Below are 21,706 nucleotides of genomic sequence, written 5' to 3'. Positions count from 1 at the left end.
TTTAGAAAAATTGACCAAAAGACTGAAAAAAACAGGTTCAAAAATATTTGAACCTGTTTTATTCTCCTTCCACAGTAAAAATAATGCGAATGCCTGAAGGATCAACTGTTGAAAAGGCTTGGCGGCCACCAAATTTAGGAGCATCTACAAATTGTTCAACTGTTGCTCCTATAGTGGATAAGCTTTCTTTTATTTTTTCAGCTTCTATCTCGTTATTTAATACAATTGTAAACGATTTTAAACCTACTCCATTTTCAGGTGTAGGAGTACCGCCTAAACTATTCCATGTATTCAATCCGATATGGTGATGATATTTACCAGTAGAAATGAAAGATGCTTGGTTACCGAAGCGAGTTACGACTTCATACCCTAAAGCGTTTATATAAAAGTTTTCCGTTTCGCTTATATTGGCTACGGACAAGTGGATATGGCCCATTACTGTTCCAGCCGGTAAGCCGTTCCATGTACCTTCAGCTTCTGCCAAAACGGAACGAACGTCCACTTGTTCAGTCGTCATATAAATAGTCGAATCATTCCAAATCCAACTTTGTTCAGGTCGATCAGCATACACTTCAATGCCATTGCCATCTGGATCGTTTAAATAAAAAGCTTCACTAACATGATGGTCGCCAGCTCCAACACGGGCATTTTGTTGAATCATATGTTGAATAAAATTTCCTAAATCTTTTCTTGTCGGAAGTAATAAAGCAAAGTGAAAAAGTCCCGTTTGTCCGCTTTTTAAAGGCTGTGCATCAGATATTTCTTCTAAAGAAAGGACGCTCGTTGAACCATCGAAAGTTAATATTGCTGTTGTATTCGTTTGTTCTAAAACATCGAATCCAATAATCGTATTATAATATTCGATTGAATTTTGTAAGTTAGATACCTTAAGTTGAACGTGGGAAATATACTTGTTCGGTTTTTTATGAAAATGTGTCGGCATACAATTGCCTCCTATAAATTATTTTTAATAATCAACTTACTTTATGTAACCTAGTTTATTTTCAAAATTGATACATGTCAAGCTAATTCATATTAGGCATTAAAGAAGGATTTTTCCAAAAAAAGAAGACATGATAACAAAAGTTATCATGCCTTTTTGTAGAGATTATTTTTCTGAAGTATAGTCGCCTTCATAACCAGCAGTAAAGATAGCGATTAAAAATGCAACAATAACAGCAAGAATTAAAATTAAGCTCATGGAAGAATCCTCCTCATGTATATAAAATCTCTTTATTTAGTATAGCTTATCTAACTAAACTTTACTACATTATTTTCTCTTAAGTAATGGGTGAAATATTATTTTTGGGGAATAGTAATGTTAGGAGGGAGAAAAAAGATGGAGCAAGATAAAACAATTATGAATGGTACGATGGCAAATAATATGGAAGATCTAATCTTTCTAGGTAAGCAAATGGAACGAATGAGAGATGGAGCACAATTAGAGGAAGATATGCGTTTTCCAGATCCAATTCAATTCGATGATCTCGATAATGACAATGATGAAAAGGAAACTTATAAAAGGAAAAATTAATAGAAGCTGACTCAAATGATTTTGAGTCAGCTTAGTTCGTTAAGATTTTACTTGATAATCTTTTAATTCATCCCGTAATTTTGCTTTTAAAAATTTTCCTACAGAAGTTTTCGGTATTTCATTAATGAAAACGACATCATCTGGTAACCACCATTTTGCAAATTGTCCTTCTAAATAGCTTATTAATTCTTCCTTTGTCGTTTGTTTGCCTTCTTTTAACACGACACATGCAAGGGGGCGCTCCTGCCATTTTTCGTGGGGAACTGCTATGACAGCCGCTTCGAATACTGCTTCATGGGTCATTAAAGCGTTTTCTAAATCGACGGAAGAAATCCATTCACCACCACTTTTAATGAGATCCTTCGTCCGATCTGTAATTTTGATATAACCTTCTTTTGTTACAACTGCAATATCTCCGGTATATAACCAACCATCTTTAAAGGCTTCTGATGTCCGTTCGTCTTTATAATATTCATCTGCAATCCATGGTCCTCGAATACGTAATTCGCCCATTGTTTGCCCGTCTTGCGGCACTATCCCTGCTTCATTTACGACTTCCGTATCGAGAAGGGGAACGGTTATCCCTTGAGTTGCACGGATGTTTAGTTTTTCTTCAGGTGTCCACTCATCCATGGAAGATGTATAAGTAGAGAGGGAAACGATAGGAGTTGTTTCCGTCATACCATAACCGACAATGAATGGCACGTTAAATTTCTCTTCAAAGGTTTTAATTAATCCCTTAGGAGAAGCTGAGCCACCACATACGACTGAACGTAGGGAAGATACATCCCGTGGATTTTTCTCCTGTTCTTGAGCTACGCCTAGCCAAATAGTCGGCACCCCTGCCGTGACAGTCACTTTTTCCTCTTGTATTAAATCAAGGATTAATGATGGTGTAAATCCAGGTCCAGGTAGTACTTGGGTACAACCATATAAAACAGAGGCAAAAGGCATGCCCCAAGCGTTTACATGAAACATTGGAACAATCGGCATGACGACATCTCTTTCCATTAATCCCATGCTATCACTTAAACCAAGGGCAAGGCTATGCAATACTAACCCACGGTGGGAATAAACAACCCCCTTCGGCATACCTGTTGTGGCACTTGTATAGCACATGCCAGCTGGTGTATGTTCATCTAAATCTTCAGGGAAGTTAAAGTCATCTGAGCTTTCATCCAACAATTTTTCATAGGAATGAACATTGGGGAAGCTTGATTCTGGGATTTCCATATTATCTTGCATGATAATAATATGTTTAACAGTTTTTAAGTAAGGGATTGCTTTTTCTAATAACGGGAAAAGATCACCATCAATTAATAAAATTTCGTCTTCTGCATGATTGATTACATAAATAATATGTTCTGGTGATAAACGAATATTGACCATATGCAAAATCGCACCTGCACATGGAACTGCAAAGTAAGCCTCGAGATGTCGGTGATGATTCCACGCAAAAGAACCGACCTTCGTCCCACGTTTCATGCCTAGTGAAGTTAATGCATTGGCAAGTTTACGAGTTCGTTTTACATACTCTTTGTAAGGTATACGGTGAATGGTGTCAGGGCTAGTACGGGAAATTACTAGTTTTTCAGGGTAATACTTTTCGACGCGCTTTAGAAAACTTGTTAACAGTAATGGGGTTTCCATCATAAGAATCACTCTCCACGGGAAAATTTAAGAAAAAGGACTTGGAAATAAGAAAAAATACCTTTCATATATGTATATTTCTACAAAGCTCATGTTAGAACGACTAAAATAGATTTTTTTATGAGAAGTATATCTATAACAATAGACTTAAGGAAAATTAGACTCCTTCTAGTAATTTATTGATAAATTAGAAATTTCAGTTCAAAATATTTAGTAACCTGAATAAATAATCGTATAATATTAATATGAAAGAGTTAGGAGGGAGTAATTTTGACGATGATACCATCAAAAACGTTAACAAATGGAGTAGAAATGCCTTACCTTGGTTTAGGTGTTTACAAAATGACAGAGCCTGAAGTAGCTCTACAAGCAATGGTAAAGGCCCTTGAAGTTGGCTACCGTGCCATTGATACTGCTGCTCTTTATAACAATGAAACAGAAGTAGGGGAAGCTATTCGCCAATCGAACGTTGCAAGAGAAGAAATCTTTGTGACGACAAAGGTTTGGAACACGGATCAAGGCTATGATGAGACGTTACGTGCATTTGAAACATCATTAAAAAAACTAGGACTTGAATATGTAGATCTATATTTAACCCATTGGCCAGTAGAAGGGAAATTTGTAGATACTTATCGCGCCATTGAGAGACTATATGAAGAAAAATTAATTCGTGTACCTGGTGTATCCAACCACCATATTCATCATTTAGAAAAAGTTTTTGCAAAGGCAAATGTTAAACCAATGGTGAACCAAGTTGAATTACAACCATATCTTGCTCAAGAAGAACTGCGAGCTTTTTGTAAAGAAAATGATATTGCAGTAACAGCATGGTCTCCGCTAGGTCAAGGAAGAGTTCTTGAAGATGCAGTCATTACTGACATTGCACAGCAACTTGGTAAATCAACGGCACAAGTCATTCTTCGTTGGCATTATCAAAACGATGTTATTACGATTCCAAAATCGGTTACTCCAAGTCGTATTGAGCAAAATATGCAAATATTTGATTTTGAACTTTCAGCAGAACAAATGGAAAAAATGAATCAACTGAATAAAAATCAACGCTTTGGATCAGACCCAGACAATTTTGACTTTTAGTAAATTGTTTAGAGGTGACTTGAATATTTAGTCTTATCACGTAACATTTTTGTTTAAAATGAGGAAGGATAGATAGAGCGATTACATAGGCCCTATCTATCCTTTTTTATTTTCAAATTAAACTTGGTTCATTCCTTACAGAATGTACTGAATGGGATTTAAGAAAGTTAATAAGACTTACATCAGTTTCTTTTGCAGATTTACCGAGCCAAATTAAATGTCCCCATGTATCAAGCAAACACATTTCAGAAGAGGTTATATTTTCATGGGCAAAAAATGGATGGTCTAAAGGTACTGATCCATCATGTTTACTATGCATTATAAAAGTAGGACAACTTATTCCTTGTAAAGTTTCAGTTGAAAGGTCATTAATCTGTACTAAATCTATAAAGAAACCGTATCCGGATCGTTGTCGGTTATTCATTTTCCTTATTTCTTCAATATCTTCCTTACTTAGCATTGTCGTTGCTTCTTTATATGCCAAGTTACTAAATGAAGAAAACATTTGTTTAAAAATAAATTGAGGAAATAGATTATTCATAAATGAAATTAATTTCCATGTGTATTTTTCTAGTTTTGGACGAAATAATATCTTTGCAGCTTTATATTCTACATCTTTAGGTGTAAGCCATTTTTTTGTAACAGCAGATTGTAAAGTAAGAGTACTAACTCTTTCTGGATATTTGGAAGCAAAATATATACCACTAGGTCCACCTGCAGATATAGCTATTACGTGGACTTTCTTTAAATTTAAATGATCTAATAGTTTTAAATAATACTCGCAAGCTGTAGATAGACTTTCACCTATTTCTTTTGATGTATCTCCATATCCTGCTCTTGAGGGAGTTATTATAGAAAACCCATTATCAATTAATGCTTTATAGCCAAACTCTTCATTACAATTTGAATGTCCACCGTGTAAAACGAATATAGGCTCACCTTTACCAATAATTGAATATTCAATCGTTCTATTATTTATTGATAACTTTTCTATTCTTCTTTCCATAAATTAACTCCCTCCTTTTTTTACCATAATAGACCATTAAAACTATTCCTACAATCAAAAATAAAAATTGCCTTTTTAAATGTCACGGTTATAAGGGAGAGAATTTGCGTTATATATCAGAAACAACTATCCGTTTATTGATAAAGGGATGTTCAAACTCCAGTTGGATAGCATGTAATTCATAATCACCTGATGCCGTTTTTCTTGCGTCATACATAGTGTCACCTACAATAGGATGTCCAATATGGGCCATGTGCACGCGGATTTGATGGGTACGACCCGTTTCAAGCACTAAATGGACAAGGCAAGTTTGTTTGAAGCGTTTTACCACTTCAAAATGTGTAATAGCATGTTGACCGGATTTTGAAACGACCCGTCGAGTAGCGTGATGACGATCTTTGCCAATTGGGGCATTGATTGTACCACTTTCTTGACGGATATTCCCTTGGACTTCTGCCTCATACGTTCGAACAATCGTTTTTTCTTCAATCATTCGATCGAAAATGGATTTTGCTATAGGATGCTTAGCTACTAATAATAAACCTTTTGTTCCGCGATCTAAACGGTGAACATGCTCAGCGTAATGTCCTCCACATGCGATAATATGCGCCATAACATGATTCATACAAGTGTCCACATCGCGCTCATCATTAGGATGGGTAGCCATCCCTTTTGGTTTTGATACAATAAGACAATGGTCGTCTTCGTATTGAATCGTTAAGCCGCAATGGGAAGTAGGTTTATAACTAGATGCGGGTACTTCATAGTGAAAGAACAGGATAGTGCCGACACGAAGTGGTTCTTTCCAAATGACAGGTGTCGAGTCTTCGTAAGTTACGGCTTTTGCCATTCGTAATTCATGGACAATCTTTTTTCCAAGGCGCCATTTTGTGCGCAACAATTCTTCCACGGATAGTCCTTCTTGTTGAACTTCATATTGGAACATAATATACCTCCAAAATAACAATAATCGTGCTCTATATAGAACACGATTATGAAATAGTAATACCTTTATTATTTTACTTGCTCTAAGAAATCATAAATCACTTTTGTATCTTTAGAATAATCTCCAACAATACGACTTACTTCTTTTCCATCTTTAAAGTAAATTAAAGTTGGTGTTGCTGTAATTTGATAATCATTCCAACCTTGATTGTATTCAAGAATATTATATTGATCGATATGAACACCTAATTCTTCAGCAATAGGCATAAGAGCAGGTGTCATTTTTTGACAGTGTGGACACTCTGGGCTGAACATATACGCTACGACAGGTTCGCCAGACGCAATTTTTTCTTCTAAAGCGTCGGGAAGAATGATGTTTTGATAATTTTCATCGGATAATAAATCAATCGTTGATTGATTTAAGTTATCTGTATCATAAGGATTGTCTTTTAATTTATCTTCGTTTGCTAAGTTAGTAAGTATAATAATAGCTGCAAATAAAACAACGACAATAGCACCGATAATACCTAGTTTTTTCATTGTTTTTCCCCCTTTAAAACGTTGATCATGTAGAAACTAGTGATGGCAATTAAAATGAAAGCAAGTCCAGCTAAAAATGGAATTGTAATAAATCCTAACCAGTTTATATATTGGCCTGTACAAGGAACTCGTCCACATGCTGGTGCTGATTCAGTTAAGAAATCTAGTTTTTGTATACCGTAATGATAAAGAGAGATGGCTCCACCAATACATGAAAAAACTGCAGTTGTTACGGCAATTCGTACATTTTTTTGGATGTAAGCTACTGTCGTAATGAGTAATATCGGGTACATCAAGATTCGTTGATACCAGCAAAGCTCACACGGTTCGTAGCCACGAACTTCAGAAAAATAGAGTGAACCAAGTGTTGCTACTAATGACACAAGCCATATAAATAGCAAACTATTTTCTAGTTTTTTATTCATTTAGCATCTCCTAGTAATCATATTATTACGCAGACTGATTATAGATTGTTCATAAAAATAAGTAAATTATTTTGAATTACGGATAATTATACTATAAGAAAATGATTTGACCAATCCATCATAGGAAATGTACAAAAAATGGACTAAAAGTAACTTGTATACCGCAACATATATTTTAAATCGAATTCTAAATGCTTCCTTATTAATTCCTCTGCTAAATCACTATCCCTTGATGCAATAGCCCGATATATTTCTTCATGTTCCTCATATAGTAACGGTCGTTTACTTTTCAACAATGTACGACTAAATAAGTCGAAGATGGCATCCGTCTTTTTTGCCTCTTCTATTATAACGGGGTTGTTCGATTCTAAAATAATAAGATTATGAAATTTTTTGTTTGCGCTTACAATTTCTTCAATAGTTCCGTTTTTCGAGTCTTTCATCGCCTGTTTTAGTAGACTTAAATTTTCTTTGGACATTTTTTTTGCAGCTATTTTTACAGCATAACATTCGATTAAAGTTCTTAATTCTGAATTGTGGATTAAATCATTTCTAGTAGGTTTATACACTCGCTTGTCCTTGATTAATCCTTCTTGTTCTAAATGACGAATTGCTTCTCGTATTGGTGTTCGACTTACGCCGATCGTAGCTGCTAATCGTTCCTCAACAAGTTTTGTCCCACCAGGTAATTCTCCGCTTAATATGTTGTTACGTATCGTTTCATAGGCTAAGTGATAAGCGTTAGAAGTACTAGTATTATTTACTTGCATTTCGATCCCCCTAGTAACGCTAAATTCCTTTTTATTATACACTTAAATTTCCTATTAAATGAGAATAACTTTCAAATGTAACCAAAAATTAATCAAATGTTTCATTCAAAAGTATGAGAAGACAACAAATGCCAATTACTATGGACTAATGATATGATGAAATTAGAAAATAGTTTGTTCATTTAGAGAGGTGTACACAGTTTGTCAGTAAGCGATCATTCTAATATAACGATTCTGAAAGAAATAGCCGAATTACTTAATGAAGAAACCGATTTAATTCCTATGCTGAAAGGTGCGTTATCGAAATTTTTAAGTGGAACAAATTTTGAAACAGGCTGGATTTTTTTCATTAACGAAAAGGGAAAATCGGAATTAATAGCCCATGAACATTTACCAGAAGCCCTTGCGTTCAACGGTTGTCAACATTTAAAAAAAGGTGGATGCTGGTGTGTTTCCCGCTATCGAAATCATGAGTTGGAGAAGGCTTCTAATATTATCGAATGCCAGCGGATTGAAGCGGCTATTGAAGCGAATATAGGGGATAATGCAAATATTACTCACCATGCAACAGTACCATTGCAATCGGGGGAAGAACGATTTGGTATTTTAAATGTGGCTTCTCCAAATACAGTAAGTTATACAGAGGAAGAACTGGAATTATTAGAATCGGTTGCCTTTCAAATGGGGTCTGCCATTAAGCGTATTAATTTAACAAAACAAGAACAGGAGATTGCCCTTGTACAGGAAAGAAATCGCCTCGCTAGAGATTTGCACGATTCTGTTAATCAGTTATTGTTTTCCGTCACTTTGACTGCCCGAGCAGGAATTGAGATGAGTGAACAGCAGGAAATAAAAGAAACTTTTAAAGAGATTCAACAACTTACCCAATCAGCTTTAACGGAGATGCGTGCACTGATATGGCAACTGCGTCCAAAAGGATTGGAAAGTGGGTTAATTGAAGCAATAAAAGCCTATGCTGAAATGTTAAATATTAAATTAACAGTAAACGTTTCGGGCGTTATTCAATTCCCGTCCCGTGTGGAAGAAACGTTATTTCGAATTACACAAGAAGCATTAAACAACGTACGAAAACATGCAGGTGTACAAGAAGCGATTATTTATATCACAGTTACATCAACAGATATTTTATTTGTTATTAAAGATGAAGGAAGGGGATTTGTCATCGATCCCAAATTAAGCCTTCCTTCGATTGGATTACAATCGATTAAAGATCGTGCCATTGCTATTGGTGGTACAGCTGATTGGGTTAGTGAAATTGGTAAGGGGACGGAACTGTTAATCCGTCTACCTTATTAGGGGGAGAAAAATGATTCGAGTTTTAATTGCAGACGATCATCATGTCGTACGTCGCGGTTTATTATTCTTTTTAAAAACACAAAAGGATATAGAAGTAATTGGGGAAGCGAAAAATGGGTTTGAAGCGGTCGAGCTGGTAGAATCACTACAACCAGATATCGTCTTAATGGATCTTGTTATGCCTGAAATGGACGGGATACAGGCGACGAAAAAAATTAAAGCAAAATGGCCGAACGTTGCTATCTTAATGCTGACGAGTTTTTCTGATAAAGATCATGTTTTACCTGCCATAGAAGCAGGTGCTGCAGGATATCAGTTAAAAGATATCGAACCAGATGAATTAGTAAATGCCATTAGACAAATTATTCGCGGTGAAAACATTATTCATCCTGTTGCCACTTCCCAATTAGAAGAGGTACTACGGGAAGAAGAAAATTTACCCCATGTGAAAAATCCTTTAACACCGCGGGAAAGGGATGTGTTAGCTGAGTTAACGAAGGGGAAAAGCAACCGAGAAATTGCTTCTTCATTATTTGTAACGGAGAAAACGGTTAAAACCCATATTTCGAATATTTTTACGAAGTTGGAAGTGCAAGATCGAACACAAGCTGCCCTTTATGCAGTAAAACACGGTTTAACCGAAGGCAGTGGGCTATGAATAAATGGGTAAAGTACGAATAAAAAGCAACTTTAAGGAATACCTTAAAGTTGCTTTTTAATACTTTAGAAATGATAATCCTCTTCCACAGCGGTAGGAATTTCATGGGGTTCGATATGGACGAGCACTGTACAAAATGGATTGAATCGTTTCACAGTGGAATCGATTTTTTCTGTAATTTGATGACTTTCCCAAACATTTAAATATGGATTTACTGTTACGGTTACATCGATAAAATGGACATTTCCATGGGTTCTCCCTTTAAAATCCACTAAATCAATAACCCCATCAACATTTTCAATGAGGACGGATAATGTTTCGGTATCTTCAATATCAAAACTGTCCGTTAAAGTTTGAACCGACTCCCAAAAAATTTCGATTGCTGTTTTAATAATAATAATCCCAATAACGAGTGCGGTTAACGTATCAATAATTGGATAACCGATAATTGCTCCGAATATTCCGATTGCTGTCCCGATACTAACAAGGGCATCAGAACGGTTATCATAGGCTGCCGCCTTGACTGCTGAACTATTAATCTTTTTAGCAAGGGACAAGTTATAGCGATATACCGCGTACATAACGAAGGCACTTCCTATTGCAACGACTGCTGTTAACGTAGAAGGGCTTTGGCGTACAGGATTCCATAAATTCATGACCGAACTAAGGAGGACTTGCAAACCAACCATCATCATAATAAATGAAGCGATCATGGAAGCAATCGTTTCCGCTCTAAGATGGCCGTAAGGATGATTTAAATCAGGAGGACGTTGAGAAATTCGAAGTCCAATTAGTACGGCGATAGAAGCAATGATATCTGTTGTATTATTTAATCCATCGGCTTTTAATGCTTCTGAATCTCCAAAATAACCGATTGTAAGTTTGATGGAGCTTAAGAATAAATAGGCAATAATGGAAAGCCATGCCCCTTTTTCCCCAGCTCGTAAATTTGTATATAGCTCCACTTTGTTTCCTCCTGGCAAAACTTTAGAACATGATAAAACGACCTTCCGAAATTCGGAAAGTCGTTTTTAAATAAAGTAAATGTTTAATTAGTTATCTTCTTCTGATTCCTCTTCTTCTGTTTGTGCGGATTCAGGTAATTTTGTTACTTCTATATAAAGAATATGATGTCCATCGGATTCTTTTATTTTAAATTCGTAGCCTTGGAAATCAAAGCTATCGCCTTCAACAGCATCAAATCGTTGTGTTAAGAACCAGCCACCGATAGTATCCACATCTTCATCGTCGATTTCAATTCCTAACATGTCATTTACTTCTTCTACTAACATTTTTGCATCTATTATATAATGATCATTACTAATTTCTTGAACTTCGGGAATTTCATCATCGTCAAATTCATCTTGAATTTCCCCGACAATTTCTTCAATAATATCTTCAATTGTGACTAAACCAGATGTTCCGCCGTACTCATCCATTAGTATTGCCATATGAATTCGTTCTTGTTGTATTTTAAGTAATAAATCACTGATCGGAACTGTTTCAAAAACACGGATAATTGGTTGCATATATTCTTGGATAGATTTGTTACCGTTTGCAGGATCTTTAATATAAGCCGTTAATAAATGTTTTAAGTTTACTAGACCGATTACATGGTCTTTATCTCCATCAATAACAGGGTATCGTGTATATTGTTCCACGCCCATAACTTCAAATACTTCTTTTATAGTTAAATCTTTTTCGATACTAGTAATTTCAGTTCGAGGTACCATAATTTCCTTCGCAGTACGGTCAGAGAATTCAAAAATACTATTAACGTACTCGTATTCTGAATGATTAATCTCTCCACCTTTATAACTATCGGTTAAAATAATGCGAAGTTCTTCTTCAGAATGCGCTACTTCAGATTCAGAAACCATTTTATAACCAAATAATCCAGATAAAGCGCGGGCAGATCCGTTTAACGCTTTAATGAATGGGTACATAACATTATGGAACATAATTAATGGTCCTGATAAGTTTAAAGTAAGTGCTTCTGATTTTTCGATGGCAAACGTTTTGGGAGTTAATTCCCCTACGACAACGTGTAAGTAAGTTACGATGATGAATGCAACAACGACTGAAAGCACTCCAGATATTCTTGGATCTAAATTAAACATATCAAATAAAGGATGTAAAATTAAATCAAAGGTAGGTTCACCTAACCAACCTAAACCTAATGCAGTAATTGTAATACCTAATTGACAAGCTGATAAATACTCATCTAGATTTGAAATAACTTTCTTTGCTTTCATTGCTTTTTTGTTGCCTTCCGCAACTAATTGATCAATACGTGTTGATCGCACTTTTACAATTGCAAACTCTGTTGCAACGAAAAATGCCGTAGCAGCAATTAACAACACAAATGCTGCCAACCGAATGGTTAGCTCTACTATGTCTACGTCCAAATATTTTCTTTGTTTCCAGCCCGAATGAGGGGAGCAAACAAAGAGTACACCTCCTGTTAAATAAAAAATAATTGAATAATACAATGATAAAATATTTTATGCAAAAATACAAATTGAAAACATGCTCTTAGGAAGAATATTCACATTTTTAGAGACGAATTTCCTAGTAGGATTAGATTAATAGATGGTTAAAACAGAAGAGTTACATAGCTTACATAAAAATGTTTTCCCTATTTTCTAAAAATTGTTGACTTTCAAAAAATGGGTGTGCTACCCTTTAATAGAAAATAAACTTAAGGAAAGGGAGGTTAGGATTATGAAAATTAAATTAAATTTGCCGCCAGCAATTCAATATGTTAATCCAAGCCTTCCTATATATTTCTTATGTTTATAGCTTAAACGCGCATAAATTTAAGCAAAAAGGGATACAGGTATTGGATACTTGTATCCTTTTTTTATTGAGCATCTATCACAAAAAAGGATAGGTGCTTTTTTGCTTATAAGACATTCCAAATTATGGATATGTTCGGTGTAGAAGACAATCGAATAAGACATCATGGAAAGGATTTATGTAGAGTTGTTTAAGTACAAAATGTAAGAGAGGGAGAGATGTAATATGAAAAAGTGTTACGTAAGAAAGTTGTTAAAAGATGGGTTTGTAGATAGTGGATAGGAAAGAGAATGATGAATAGGAAAAGAAGGTGCCTAAATGTTTGATGTTTTATTTAAATTAAAATGGTTTTTTAAAAGTTATTGGAAAAGATATACGATTGCAGTCGTTCTCCTAATGATCGCCAATGTAGTGGAAGTAATTCCACCGTGGATAATTGGTGCTGCGATCGATGAAATTGCTATGAATTCGATGACGGCTGACTCGCTACGTAATTATTTATTAGCGATTATTCTAATTATCGTTGTTGGATATGCGATGAATTTCACTTGGCAATATCAATTGTTTGGTGGGGCTATTACCCTCGAACGAATTTTTCGAAAAAAATTGATGCACCAATTTTTAAAAATGACACCAACTTTTTACGAAAAAAATCGAACGGGCGATTTAATGGCTCGTGCTACGAATGATTTAAATGCAGTGTCATTAACGGCAGGGTTTGGCATTATGACCTTGATGGATTCTACAATTTACATGGGTGCCATTATTTTAGCGATGGGGTTTTTAATCTCTTGGAAGCTAACGCTTTTCTCCATGCTCCCGATTCCAATTATGGCAGTACTTATGCAATATTTGGGCAAAATTGTTCATGAACGTTACATGACAGCCCAGGAATCCTTTGGTGAAATAAATGATAGTGTACTTGAGTCGGTAGCGGGTGTTCGGGTTATCCGAGCATATGTACAAGAAAAGAAAGATGAAAAACGCTTTGCACAAATGAGTGAAGAAGTGTACCAAAAAAATATCCATGTAGCGAAAATTAACGCGTTATTCGGTCCGATTACAAAAATTGGTACAGGGATAAGTTATGTCGTTGCTTTAGGATATGGTGCTGTTCTTGTATCAAATGGTGATATGACAGTAGGTCAGCTTGTTACCTTTAACGTCTATTTAGGTTTAGCAGTATGGCCGATGATGGCTATTGGAGAGCTCATTAATGTAATGCAACAAGGTAACGCTTCCCTAGATCGTGTTCAAGAAACTTTAGACTATGAACAGGATGTAAAAAATATAAATAATCCAATAACAGTAGAGAGTCCATCATCTATTGGATTTGATCAATTTTCTTTTAAATATCCGATGTCTCAAATGACAAACTTACAAAATTTATCATTACATTTAAAACAAGGTGAAACTTTAGGAGTTGTCGGGAAGACTGGTGCCGGAAAAACAACTTTTGTAAAACAACTCCTTAGAGAATATCCATTAGGTGAAGGGCAGTTTACGATTGGAGACATTGATATAGCAAAATTATCGAAGGAACAGTTATTAGAGTGGATAGGATACGTTCCGCAAGATCATGTTCTTTTCTCCAGAACAATCCGTGAGAACATTTTATTTGGGAAAGAAGATGCAACAGAAGAAGAAATAAATGAAGCGGTAAGAATGGCTTACTTTGAAAATGATTTAAAAAATTTACCGTTAGGAATGGAAACATTAGTTGGTGAGAAGGGAGTTTCCCTCTCTGGTGGACAAAAGCAGCGGGTATCGATTGCCCGGGCGCTCATTAAAAATCCAGAGATTCTTATATTAGATGATTCCTTATCCGCAGTCGATGCAAAAACGGAAGCAAAAATTATCGAAAATATTGGTCGTGTCCGAAATGGAAAAACAACCATTATTACAACCCATCGTTTATCAGCTATTCAGCATGCAGATCATATTATCGTATTGGATGATGGCCGAATTATAGAAGAAGGTACCCATGAGGAACTTCTTCAAAAGGAAGGCTGGTATAAAGAACAGTACGATCGACAACAGCTAGAGGAGGTGTCTAGCGAATGAGTACGAGTAAACGTTTAGTTCAATATGCATTACTATTTAAAAGACCTATTTATATCGGATTATTTTTACTAACAATCGCGGTATTAACCGATTTGGCAGGACCATTCATCGCGAAATATATTATTGACCATTATATGACACCAGGTTCATTACAGTTTGAACCGATTATTCATTTATTAATTGTCTTTTTTGTATTAGCGATTGCAACTGCTGTTTTAAGATACTTTATGTATATTTATTTACAAATTGGGGCGAACCGAATTATTCAAAAGCTACGCCAAGACGTTTTTGGACATATTCAAACAATGCCCATCGACTATTTTGATAATTTACCTGCTGGGAAAATTGTAGCGCGGGTAACGAATGATACGGAAGCTATTCGTAATTTATATGTTCAAGTGTTATCCCAATTTGCAACAAGCTTTATATCCATTTTCGGAGTATATATAGCTCTTTTCATATTAAATGTGAAAATGGCCCTTGTTGCATTAGTCGTTGTCCCGATCGTTTATTTTTGGATGATTGGTTATCGGAAATATGCTGCCCAATATAACCATGTTGTTCGAACTAAGATTGCAGATATTAATGCGATGATTAATGAGTCGATTCAAGGAATGACCATTATTCAAGCCTTCAAACGGGAAGAGCAAATGAAGGAAGAATTTGCTGAAATGAATAATGAGCATTATGAATATCAAAGAAAATTATTGTTTTTAGATTCAGCGACAGCATTTAATTTAGTGAATGTTTTACGTTTAATCATCTTCGCTATTTTTATTTACTATTTTGGTACCCAGTCCATGACTACTACAGATGTCATTACTGCGGGAACTTTATACGCTTTTGTTGACTATATTACGAGATTATTTAGTCCGATCGTTAATATTGTCAATCAATTCTCCCAATTGGAACGGTCCCTTGTTGCTGGTTCTCGTGTCTTTAAATTGTTAGATCGAAAAGGAGAGCCGGTAAGCACACAATCCATTCCAAGATATGAGGGGAATGTAGTGTTTGATAATGTATCCTTTGCTTATAAAGATAATGACTATGTATTGAAAAATATTAATTTTACTGCAAGAAAAGGGGAAACAGTAGCCCTTGTTGGTCATACAGGATCAGGGAAAAGTTCTATAATGAATTTGTTATTCCGCTTCTATGATCCTCAAAAGGGAAAAATTTTAATAGACGGTCAAAATATTCTATCCATCCCCCGTCAAGCCTTTCGTGAGCATATGGGAATCGTATTACAAGACCCTTATTTATTTACAGGAACGATTGCAACAAATGTCAGTTTAGGGGATCCACGTATTTCTAGAGAAACGGTTGAAAAAGCGTTAACTGCAGTAGGGGGAGAAAGGGTTTTAAAAAATCTTGAAAAGGGATTAGATGAACCGGTAATTGAAAAGGGAAGTACCCTATCTTCAGGGCAAAGGCAATTAATATCCTTCGCACGGGCATTAGCCTTTGATCCGGCGATTTTAATACTAGATGAAGCAACGTCTAATATTGACACGGAGACAGAAGAAATTATCCAGCATGCGATGGAAGTTTTGAAAAGAGGAAGAACGACTTTCATTATCGCCCATCGTCTATCAACAATTAAAAATGCTGATCAGATTTTAGTATTAGATAGGGGAGAAATTGTGGAACAAGGGACTCATGATGAGTTAATCGCATTAGGTGGTCGTTATGAGACGATGTACCGATTACAGGCAGGGGCCCTTCAATAAGAAGAAAAGTGAAGCTAGTCCTAAATGAGTTCCCATCGTTATTACAAAAGGGAAGCATTTGGGCTAGCTCTTTTTTATAAAAGTATTGCAGTTTTATAACGAAGGTCGTATATTTAGGGTAACGAAATATATAGAAAATTCGAATTAGTCTTTACATAGTTATGTAAGTGAACGAGTGAAATGTTTGGAAAGCGGTGTAGTCGCTATGTACAAATGGATGAAAAATAGTTATAAAACAATCAAGTCATTTAATCGAAATGTTCAATTGTTTATGGTTGCCAATGTGCTTATTCAAATAGGCATGGGTGTATTTATGGTAATGTACAATCTTTACATTCGGGAGTTAGGTTATTCGGAGGCAGTCAATGGAAGCGTTATTTCTATAAATTCACTCGCAACGGCATTAATGTTAGTACCTGCTGGAATTATTAGTGATCGTTATGGAAGGAAATCCATTCTTTTAATAGGGACGCTTATAACAGCTATAATGCTTTTTGGAAGGAGTATCGTTTCAGTCGAACAACCAATTCTCACCTTTGCCTTTATAGCTGGTATCATTTGGGCGTTTGTTCAAGTATCAGCTGTTCCTTTTCTAGCTGAGAATTCAAAACCAAATGAACGGATTCAATTATTTAGCATTCATTTTTCTTTCGTGACGATAGCAAATGTCCTTGGAAATTTACTTGGGGGATTTGTAGCAGATGGCTTTCAATTCTTTTTCCAATTGGGAGAAGTAGAAAGTATTAGAGGGTCGTTAATGATAGGAGCAGCAATTTTTACAGTCGGATTAATTCCGCTCCTTCAATTAAAAACGAGTGAAAGGTCCCAAAAGGATGAAAAAGCGTTACAAAATAAGCGATTAAAAGAAGATGATAATGGTGACAGCAGCTTTAAGAAAAACTTTAAAATGATTGCTTTATTTGGCATAGCCAATTTAATGATAGGAACTGGATCTGGATTAGTTATTCCGTACTTAAATTTATATTTTGCCAATCGTTTCGATGCATCGAATTCCTATGTAGGGTTCATTATTGCATTAGGATCTGCAATGACAGCCGTTGCAATGTTGATAGGACCGATTTTAGTCAAAAGAGTAGGGAAAGTTCGGGCGTTAGTCATTTTTCAACTTCTATCAATACCATTTTTATTTTTAACTGCTTATACAAATTCGTTGTTCATTGCTTCCGTTGGATTTTTAATGAGGCAGGCATTGATGAATGCAGGAAATCCGATTCAGAGTGCCATTGCGATGGATGTTGTTCATGACAAGTATAAAGGTCTTGGTAACTCGGTAAGTCAGATGGTTTTTAATATTGGTTGGGCAACGATGGGGCTTCCTGCTGCTTGGCTCGTTACGACCTATGGAAATTACTGGGGTTATGCTTATACCTTTACGATTACGGGATGTTTATATTTAGTAGCCTCCACATACTTTTATATCGTTTTTGCTCGAAAATATAAAGTAAAGGAAGTATAAAGAAGGGCGAGTTCGACATATCCGAACTCGCCTTTTATCAATCATAAACATGGAAAAGCATTAATTCATGAATCATTTTTTTAACTGTTTCTTCTTCTTCCTTAGAAGGTTTGGTACCTAACCATACAATTTTTCCATCTTTTTTATACTCAGCTTTATATTGTTGCTGTTTGTAGTAAAAAGATATCGCCCACCCCGGCAATAAATTGTTTTCAAATAAAGGCTTAAATTGAAAATGTTGAATCATACGAATCCCCCTTGAAACTATCGATTACGTTTATCGTACTAAAAGTGGGAAAGAAAGGCTAACATTATCTTTAAATCCATTTCCTTTGATATAATTGGAACACAGTTTGAAAGAAATGAGAGGATTTAGATGGAAAATGTAGTAGTCACGATCATTTTTATGGCAGTAGTTGGAGCATTAATCGGGGGATTTACGAATTATCTTGCGATTAAAATGTTGTTTCGACCATATAATGCACTATACATCAAAAATTGGCGTATACCGTTTACACCAGGTCTCATTCCGAAACGTCGTCAGGAATTATCAAAACAAATTGGTGCAACTGTAAAAAATTATTTATTAACTCCTGAAGTTTTTCAAAAGAGACTATTTAATGAAGACATTCGTTCGTCGGTTTTACAATTTGCCCAAAAGAAAGTCGAAAAAACAGTTTTTACAGATGATAAAACAATATATGACTGGTTAAAGTTAGGCGGATTTGAGCATTTGCCAAATACAATTGAAGAAAAAGTAGATTTGTTAATTGAAAAGCAATTTAACACGATGAAAACAACAATTTCTACTAAATCGATTGAGGAACTTTTACCAAACGATATTCAACAGGCTATCGATAAAAAAATTCCTGAAATCACTTCATACCTTTTAGCAAAAGGGGAGGAATATTTCCAATCCACAAAAGGTGAGATGACGATTAAAAATATGATGGATGACTTTTTAGGTTCAAAAGGTTCCTTCGGTGGAATGATTCAAATGTTATTAGGAGATTCAACTTCCATCGTATCGAAAATTCAAAAGGAAATTATACATTTTTTAAACGCACCTGGAACGAAACATTTATTAGTTAACATTTTCTTAAAAGAATGGGATACTATTAAACAACAGCCGGTTATAGAGTATCTCGAGAATATTGATTTTGATAACATTTTAAAAAATATTCAACGTTACGCAAAACAAGAACTTAACATTCAAGAACATCTTCAAAAAACGATTAGCTATTATTGGCCACAAGGGAATGAATATGTTAAAAATGAGTTGTTACCTAAATTAGTTCATAAAGGGTTTACGGAAGCTGAAAGTAAACTGGAAGATGTATTAAATCGTTTGAATTTAGAGGAAGTAGTTCGGGAACAAGTGGATTCTTTCCCTTTAGAAAAATTAGAAGAGCTTGTAATCGGGATTGCCAACAAAGAATTGCAAATGATTACGATTTTAGGTGCTGTATTAGGTGGAGCAATTGGTATTTTACAAGGATTAATTGTCTATCTTTTAAATTAAAAATGAGAGTGGGAAATTTTTTGATTAACATTTATGAAGACATTAACAAATTAGAAGCGTCTTTACATCAAACGGATGAATTTAAAATTTTGAAAGATGCAGTTGAAGCTGTTCGAGCAGATGAAGAAGCGACGAAATTGTTTACGAATTTCCGTGATATTCAAATGAAGCTTCAACAAAAGCAAATGAACGGTGAAGAGTTACAAGAAGATGAATTAATCTTTGCACAAAAGGCTGCTCAATTAGCCCAATCAAGCCCGAAAATTTTAGCTATGTTAGAGGCTGAAATGGCTTTAAGCAAAGTAATTGAAGAAGTAAATCGTATATTAGTAAAACCTATCCAGTCTTTATACGACGGATTGTAATAGTTTAAACCACACAAAAAAATTGTGTGGTTTTTTTATGAAGAAAATAAATGTCAATATAAAAGTAATAATGAGCCATTTTAATGAACAATTTGTTATATTTAAATGACATGTTATAATTAACGTTTGAAAATCTCCCTTCACATACATCGCTGATTAGATAGGCTGTTTAGGGAGTAGGAATTCTCCTTTGTTGTTAAATGAACGAATATTAATAGGGAAGAGAGTATAAACGATGAAAAAGATCCAAGTTAATGAAGTGTTTAAAGAAGATTGGAATCGCGTGTTAAATCATATAGCAAATTTATTTTTTGAAGACTCAAAGATTGTAGTAGCTGCCGACGATGCAGAACTTTCTTTTCGTTTTCATTATTCAATAGATAAAGATTTCTCCATTCATACAGCTTGTGAATTAGAAGTAGAAAACGAAACATATACAAGTGATTATTCGATTCGTTATGAATCGGAAGGAACGGAAAAAGAACAAGGTATCCGTATGAAACGTGCCTTATCCCATGTGATGTTAGATGCCCTTGAGCAATATACAGGCATGACCCAACAATGGGGCATTTTAACGGGAGTGCGTCCTACAAAGCTTTACCACAAATATCGGAAACAAGGATTAAAGGATGAAGAAATATTTGCTATTTTGAAAAAGGATTTCCGTATATCAGATTCTAAAATTGCCCTTATGCGTGAAATTGTTAAACGCCAATTAGAGACAATTCCAGATTTAGACGAAATCGGTAAGGAACTTTCAGTTTATATTGGAGTTCCATTCTGTCCGACAAAGTGTGCCTACTGTACATTCCCAGCCTATGCTATCGCAAGCAATAGGAAAGCTGGTCGTGTCGAATCTTTTATCGATGGATTGCATATCGAAATTCGTGCAATGGGAAAATGGCTTAAAGAAAATAATATGAATATTACTTCCGTTTATTGGGGTGGAGGTACTCCTACTTCAATAGAAGCCCATGAAATGGATGCCCTTTATCAAACGATGTTTGAATCCTTTCCAAATCCAGAGAAAATTAGGGAAATTACGGTAGAAGCAGGTCGCCCTGATACGATTACGATTGAGAAAATAGAAGTATTAAAAAAATGGGGAATTGATCGTATTTCAGTTAATCCTCAAAGTTATACAGATGAAACTTTAAAAGCGATTGGTCGTCATCATTCTGTACAAGAAACAATCGATAAATTTTGGTTATCTCGTAACTCGGGAATGAACAATATTAATATGGATTTAATTATTGGTTTACCAAATGAAGGAATTGAGGAATTCCAACATTCATTAGACGAAAGTGGGAAAATGCAACCTGAGTCGTTAACCGTACACACTTTATCTTTTAAACGGGCTTCGGAAATGACCCATAATAAAGATAAATATAAAGTCGCTGATCGTGAGACGGTTACAAAAATGATGGAAATGGCAAGTACTTGGACAGCTGAAAACGGTTATGTTCCCTATTATTTATACCGTCAAAAAAATATTTTAGGTAATTTAGAAAATGTCGGGTACTGTAAACCAGGAGAAGAAAGCATCTATAATATTGTGATTATGGAAGAAGTTCAGACGATTTTAGGAATAGGTTGTGGCGCTTCAACGAAATTTGTTAATCCGGTAACAGGTAAAATTACACAATTCCATAATCCGAAAGATCCGGCTGCCTATATTATGACCTTTGAAGAGACTATTGAGAAAAAAATTGAAATGCTAAATGATTTGTACCATACACAGATTAAGCAGTAGATTTTGTAAGACAGAGAATTGTTCTCTGTCTTTTTTTAACACGAACTGTATAAATA

The 21,706-nt window shown here is 35.2% G+C and carries 20 protein-coding genes; 10 read left to right on the top strand and 10 right to left on the bottom strand.

Annotated features, from left to right (window positions below):
• Window positions 1-58: 58 nt before the first annotated feature.
• Window positions 59-943, bottom strand: a complete 885-nt coding sequence (locus ACH0B5_RS01140; protein ID WP_122972903.1) for a VOC family protein — start codon at window positions 941-943, stop codon at window positions 59-61.
• Window positions 944-1,339: 396 nt separating this feature from the next.
• Here ACH0B5_RS01140 and ACH0B5_RS01135 point away from each other — a divergent pair, with 396 nt between their 5' ends.
• Window positions 1,340-1,534, top strand: coding sequence for a hypothetical protein (locus tag ACH0B5_RS01135; RefSeq protein WP_122972904.1), 195 nt, complete (start codon window positions 1,340-1,342; stop codon window positions 1,532-1,534).
• A 39-nt stretch (window positions 1,535-1,573) separates the two neighbouring features.
• Here ACH0B5_RS01135 and ACH0B5_RS01130 read toward each other — a convergent pair whose 3' ends face one another.
• Window positions 1,574-3,187 (bottom strand): long-chain fatty acid--CoA ligase, encoded by a 1,614-nt coding sequence (locus tag ACH0B5_RS01130; RefSeq protein ID WP_406927290.1) that lies wholly within the window; start codon window positions 3,185-3,187, stop codon window positions 1,574-1,576.
• 273 nt (window positions 3,188-3,460) lie between these two features.
• On the opposite strand from ACH0B5_RS01130, the gene ACH0B5_RS01125 reads away from it, so the two are divergent.
• Window positions 3,461-4,279 carry an aldo/keto reductase gene (locus tag ACH0B5_RS01125; RefSeq protein ID WP_174232699.1) on the top strand — a complete coding sequence of 273 codons (819 nt, stop codon included), beginning with the start codon at window positions 3,461-3,463 and terminating at the stop codon, window positions 4,277-4,279.
• Window positions 4,280-4,391: 112 nt separating this feature from the next.
• Here ACH0B5_RS01125 and ACH0B5_RS01120 read toward each other — a convergent pair whose 3' ends face one another.
• From ACH0B5_RS01120 to ACH0B5_RS01100, 5 genes are all read right to left on the bottom strand, one after another.
• The gene (locus ACH0B5_RS01120) at window positions 4,392-5,285 is read right to left on the bottom strand and encodes an alpha/beta fold hydrolase (RefSeq protein ID WP_406927289.1); all 894 of its coding nucleotides are present in this window, start codon (window positions 5,283-5,285) and stop codon (window positions 4,392-4,394) included.
• Between the two features lie 109 nt (window positions 5,286-5,394).
• Complete coding sequence (locus tag ACH0B5_RS01115) at window positions 5,395-6,231, bottom strand: RluA family pseudouridine synthase (RefSeq protein WP_122970895.1); 837 nt, start codon at window positions 6,229-6,231, stop codon at window positions 5,395-5,397.
• Window positions 6,232-6,299: 68 nt separating this feature from the next.
• Window positions 6,300-6,770, bottom strand: a complete 471-nt coding sequence (locus ACH0B5_RS01110; protein ID WP_122970894.1) for a thioredoxin family protein — start codon at window positions 6,768-6,770, stop codon at window positions 6,300-6,302.
• Window positions 6,767-7,195, bottom strand: coding sequence for a disulfide oxidoreductase (locus ACH0B5_RS01105; protein ID WP_122970893.1), 429 nt, complete (start codon window positions 7,193-7,195; stop codon window positions 6,767-6,769). Before ACH0B5_RS01105 ends, ACH0B5_RS01110 begins: the two co-directional genes overlap by 4 nt.
• A gap of 143 nt (window positions 7,196-7,338) precedes the next feature.
• A complete protein-coding gene (locus tag ACH0B5_RS01100) occupies window positions 7,339-7,965 on the bottom strand; it encodes a GntR family transcriptional regulator (protein ID WP_122970892.1) in 627 nt (208 codons plus the stop codon).
• A 201-nt stretch (window positions 7,966-8,166) separates the two neighbouring features.
• Here ACH0B5_RS01100 and ACH0B5_RS01095 point away from each other — a divergent pair, with 201 nt between their 5' ends.
• Complete coding sequence (locus tag ACH0B5_RS01095; RefSeq protein WP_122970891.1) at window positions 8,167-9,282, top strand: GAF domain-containing sensor histidine kinase; 1,116 nt, start codon at window positions 8,167-8,169, stop codon at window positions 9,280-9,282.
• A gap of 10 nt (window positions 9,283-9,292) precedes the next feature.
• On the top strand, window positions 9,293-9,940 hold the full coding sequence (locus ACH0B5_RS01090) for a response regulator (RefSeq protein ID WP_122970890.1): 648 nt from the start codon (window positions 9,293-9,295) through the stop codon (window positions 9,938-9,940).
• A 65-nt stretch (window positions 9,941-10,005) separates the two neighbouring features.
• On the opposite strand, the gene ACH0B5_RS01085 is transcribed toward ACH0B5_RS01090, so the two are convergent.
• Both ACH0B5_RS01085 and ACH0B5_RS01080 read right to left on the bottom strand, forming a co-directional pair.
• Window positions 10,006-10,905, bottom strand: coding sequence for a cation diffusion facilitator family transporter (locus ACH0B5_RS01085; protein WP_122970889.1), 900 nt, complete (start codon window positions 10,903-10,905; stop codon window positions 10,006-10,008).
• Window positions 10,906-10,992: 87 nt separating this feature from the next.
• Window positions 10,993-12,315, bottom strand: a complete 1,323-nt coding sequence (locus ACH0B5_RS01080) for a hemolysin family protein (RefSeq protein ID WP_174232642.1) — start codon at window positions 12,313-12,315, stop codon at window positions 10,993-10,995.
• A gap of 742 nt (window positions 12,316-13,057) precedes the next feature.
• On the opposite strand from ACH0B5_RS01080, the gene ACH0B5_RS01075 reads away from it, so the two are divergent.
• The 3 genes from ACH0B5_RS01075 (at window position 13,058) to ACH0B5_RS01065 (ending at window position 18,010) form a co-directional block, all read left to right on the top strand.
• Window positions 13,058-14,803, top strand: coding sequence for an ABC transporter ATP-binding protein (locus tag ACH0B5_RS01075; protein ID WP_341362617.1), 1,746 nt, complete (start codon window positions 13,058-13,060; stop codon window positions 14,801-14,803).
• Complete coding sequence (locus tag ACH0B5_RS01070; protein ID WP_122970886.1) at window positions 14,800-16,533, top strand: ABC transporter ATP-binding protein; 1,734 nt, start codon at window positions 14,800-14,802, stop codon at window positions 16,531-16,533. The genes ACH0B5_RS01075 and ACH0B5_RS01070 overlap by 4 nt, the downstream gene beginning before the upstream one ends.
• A 184-nt stretch (window positions 16,534-16,717) precedes the next feature.
• Window positions 16,718-18,010, top strand: coding sequence for an MFS transporter (locus ACH0B5_RS01065; RefSeq protein ID WP_406927288.1), 1,293 nt, complete (start codon window positions 16,718-16,720; stop codon window positions 18,008-18,010).
• 37 nt (window positions 18,011-18,047) lie between these two features.
• On the opposite strand, the gene ACH0B5_RS01060 is transcribed toward ACH0B5_RS01065, so the two are convergent.
• Window positions 18,048-18,257: a YheE family protein gene (locus ACH0B5_RS01060; protein WP_341362615.1), complete on the bottom strand. Its 210-nt coding sequence runs from the start codon at window positions 18,255-18,257 to the stop codon at window positions 18,048-18,050.
• Between the two features lie 129 nt (window positions 18,258-18,386).
• Between ACH0B5_RS01060 and ACH0B5_RS01055 the strand changes: the two genes are divergently transcribed.
• From ACH0B5_RS01055 to ACH0B5_RS01045, 3 genes are all read left to right on the top strand, one after another.
• Window positions 18,387-19,532 (top strand): DUF445 domain-containing protein, encoded by a 1,146-nt coding sequence (locus ACH0B5_RS01055; RefSeq protein WP_122970884.1) that lies wholly within the window; start codon window positions 18,387-18,389, stop codon window positions 19,530-19,532.
• A 20-nt stretch (window positions 19,533-19,552) separates the two neighbouring features.
• Window positions 19,553-19,897, top strand: a complete 345-nt coding sequence (locus ACH0B5_RS01050) for a YlbF/YmcA family competence regulator (RefSeq protein ID WP_406927287.1) — start codon at window positions 19,553-19,555, stop codon at window positions 19,895-19,897.
• Window positions 19,898-20,132: 235 nt separating this feature from the next.
• On the top strand, window positions 20,133-21,650 hold the full coding sequence (locus ACH0B5_RS01045; protein WP_122970882.1) for a coproporphyrinogen III oxidase: 1,518 nt from the start codon (window positions 20,133-20,135) through the stop codon (window positions 21,648-21,650).
• Window positions 21,651-21,706: the final 56 nt, after the last annotated feature.

It is taken from the genome of Ureibacillus sp. 179-F W5.1 NHS (genome assembly GCF_045369345.1).
GTDB classification, from domain to species: domain Bacteria; phylum Bacillota; class Bacilli; order Bacillales_A; family Planococcaceae; genus Ureibacillus; species Ureibacillus halotolerans.
The sequence above is the reverse complement of the archived record's forward strand: the minus strand, read 5'-3'. Positions and strand labels throughout refer to the sequence as shown.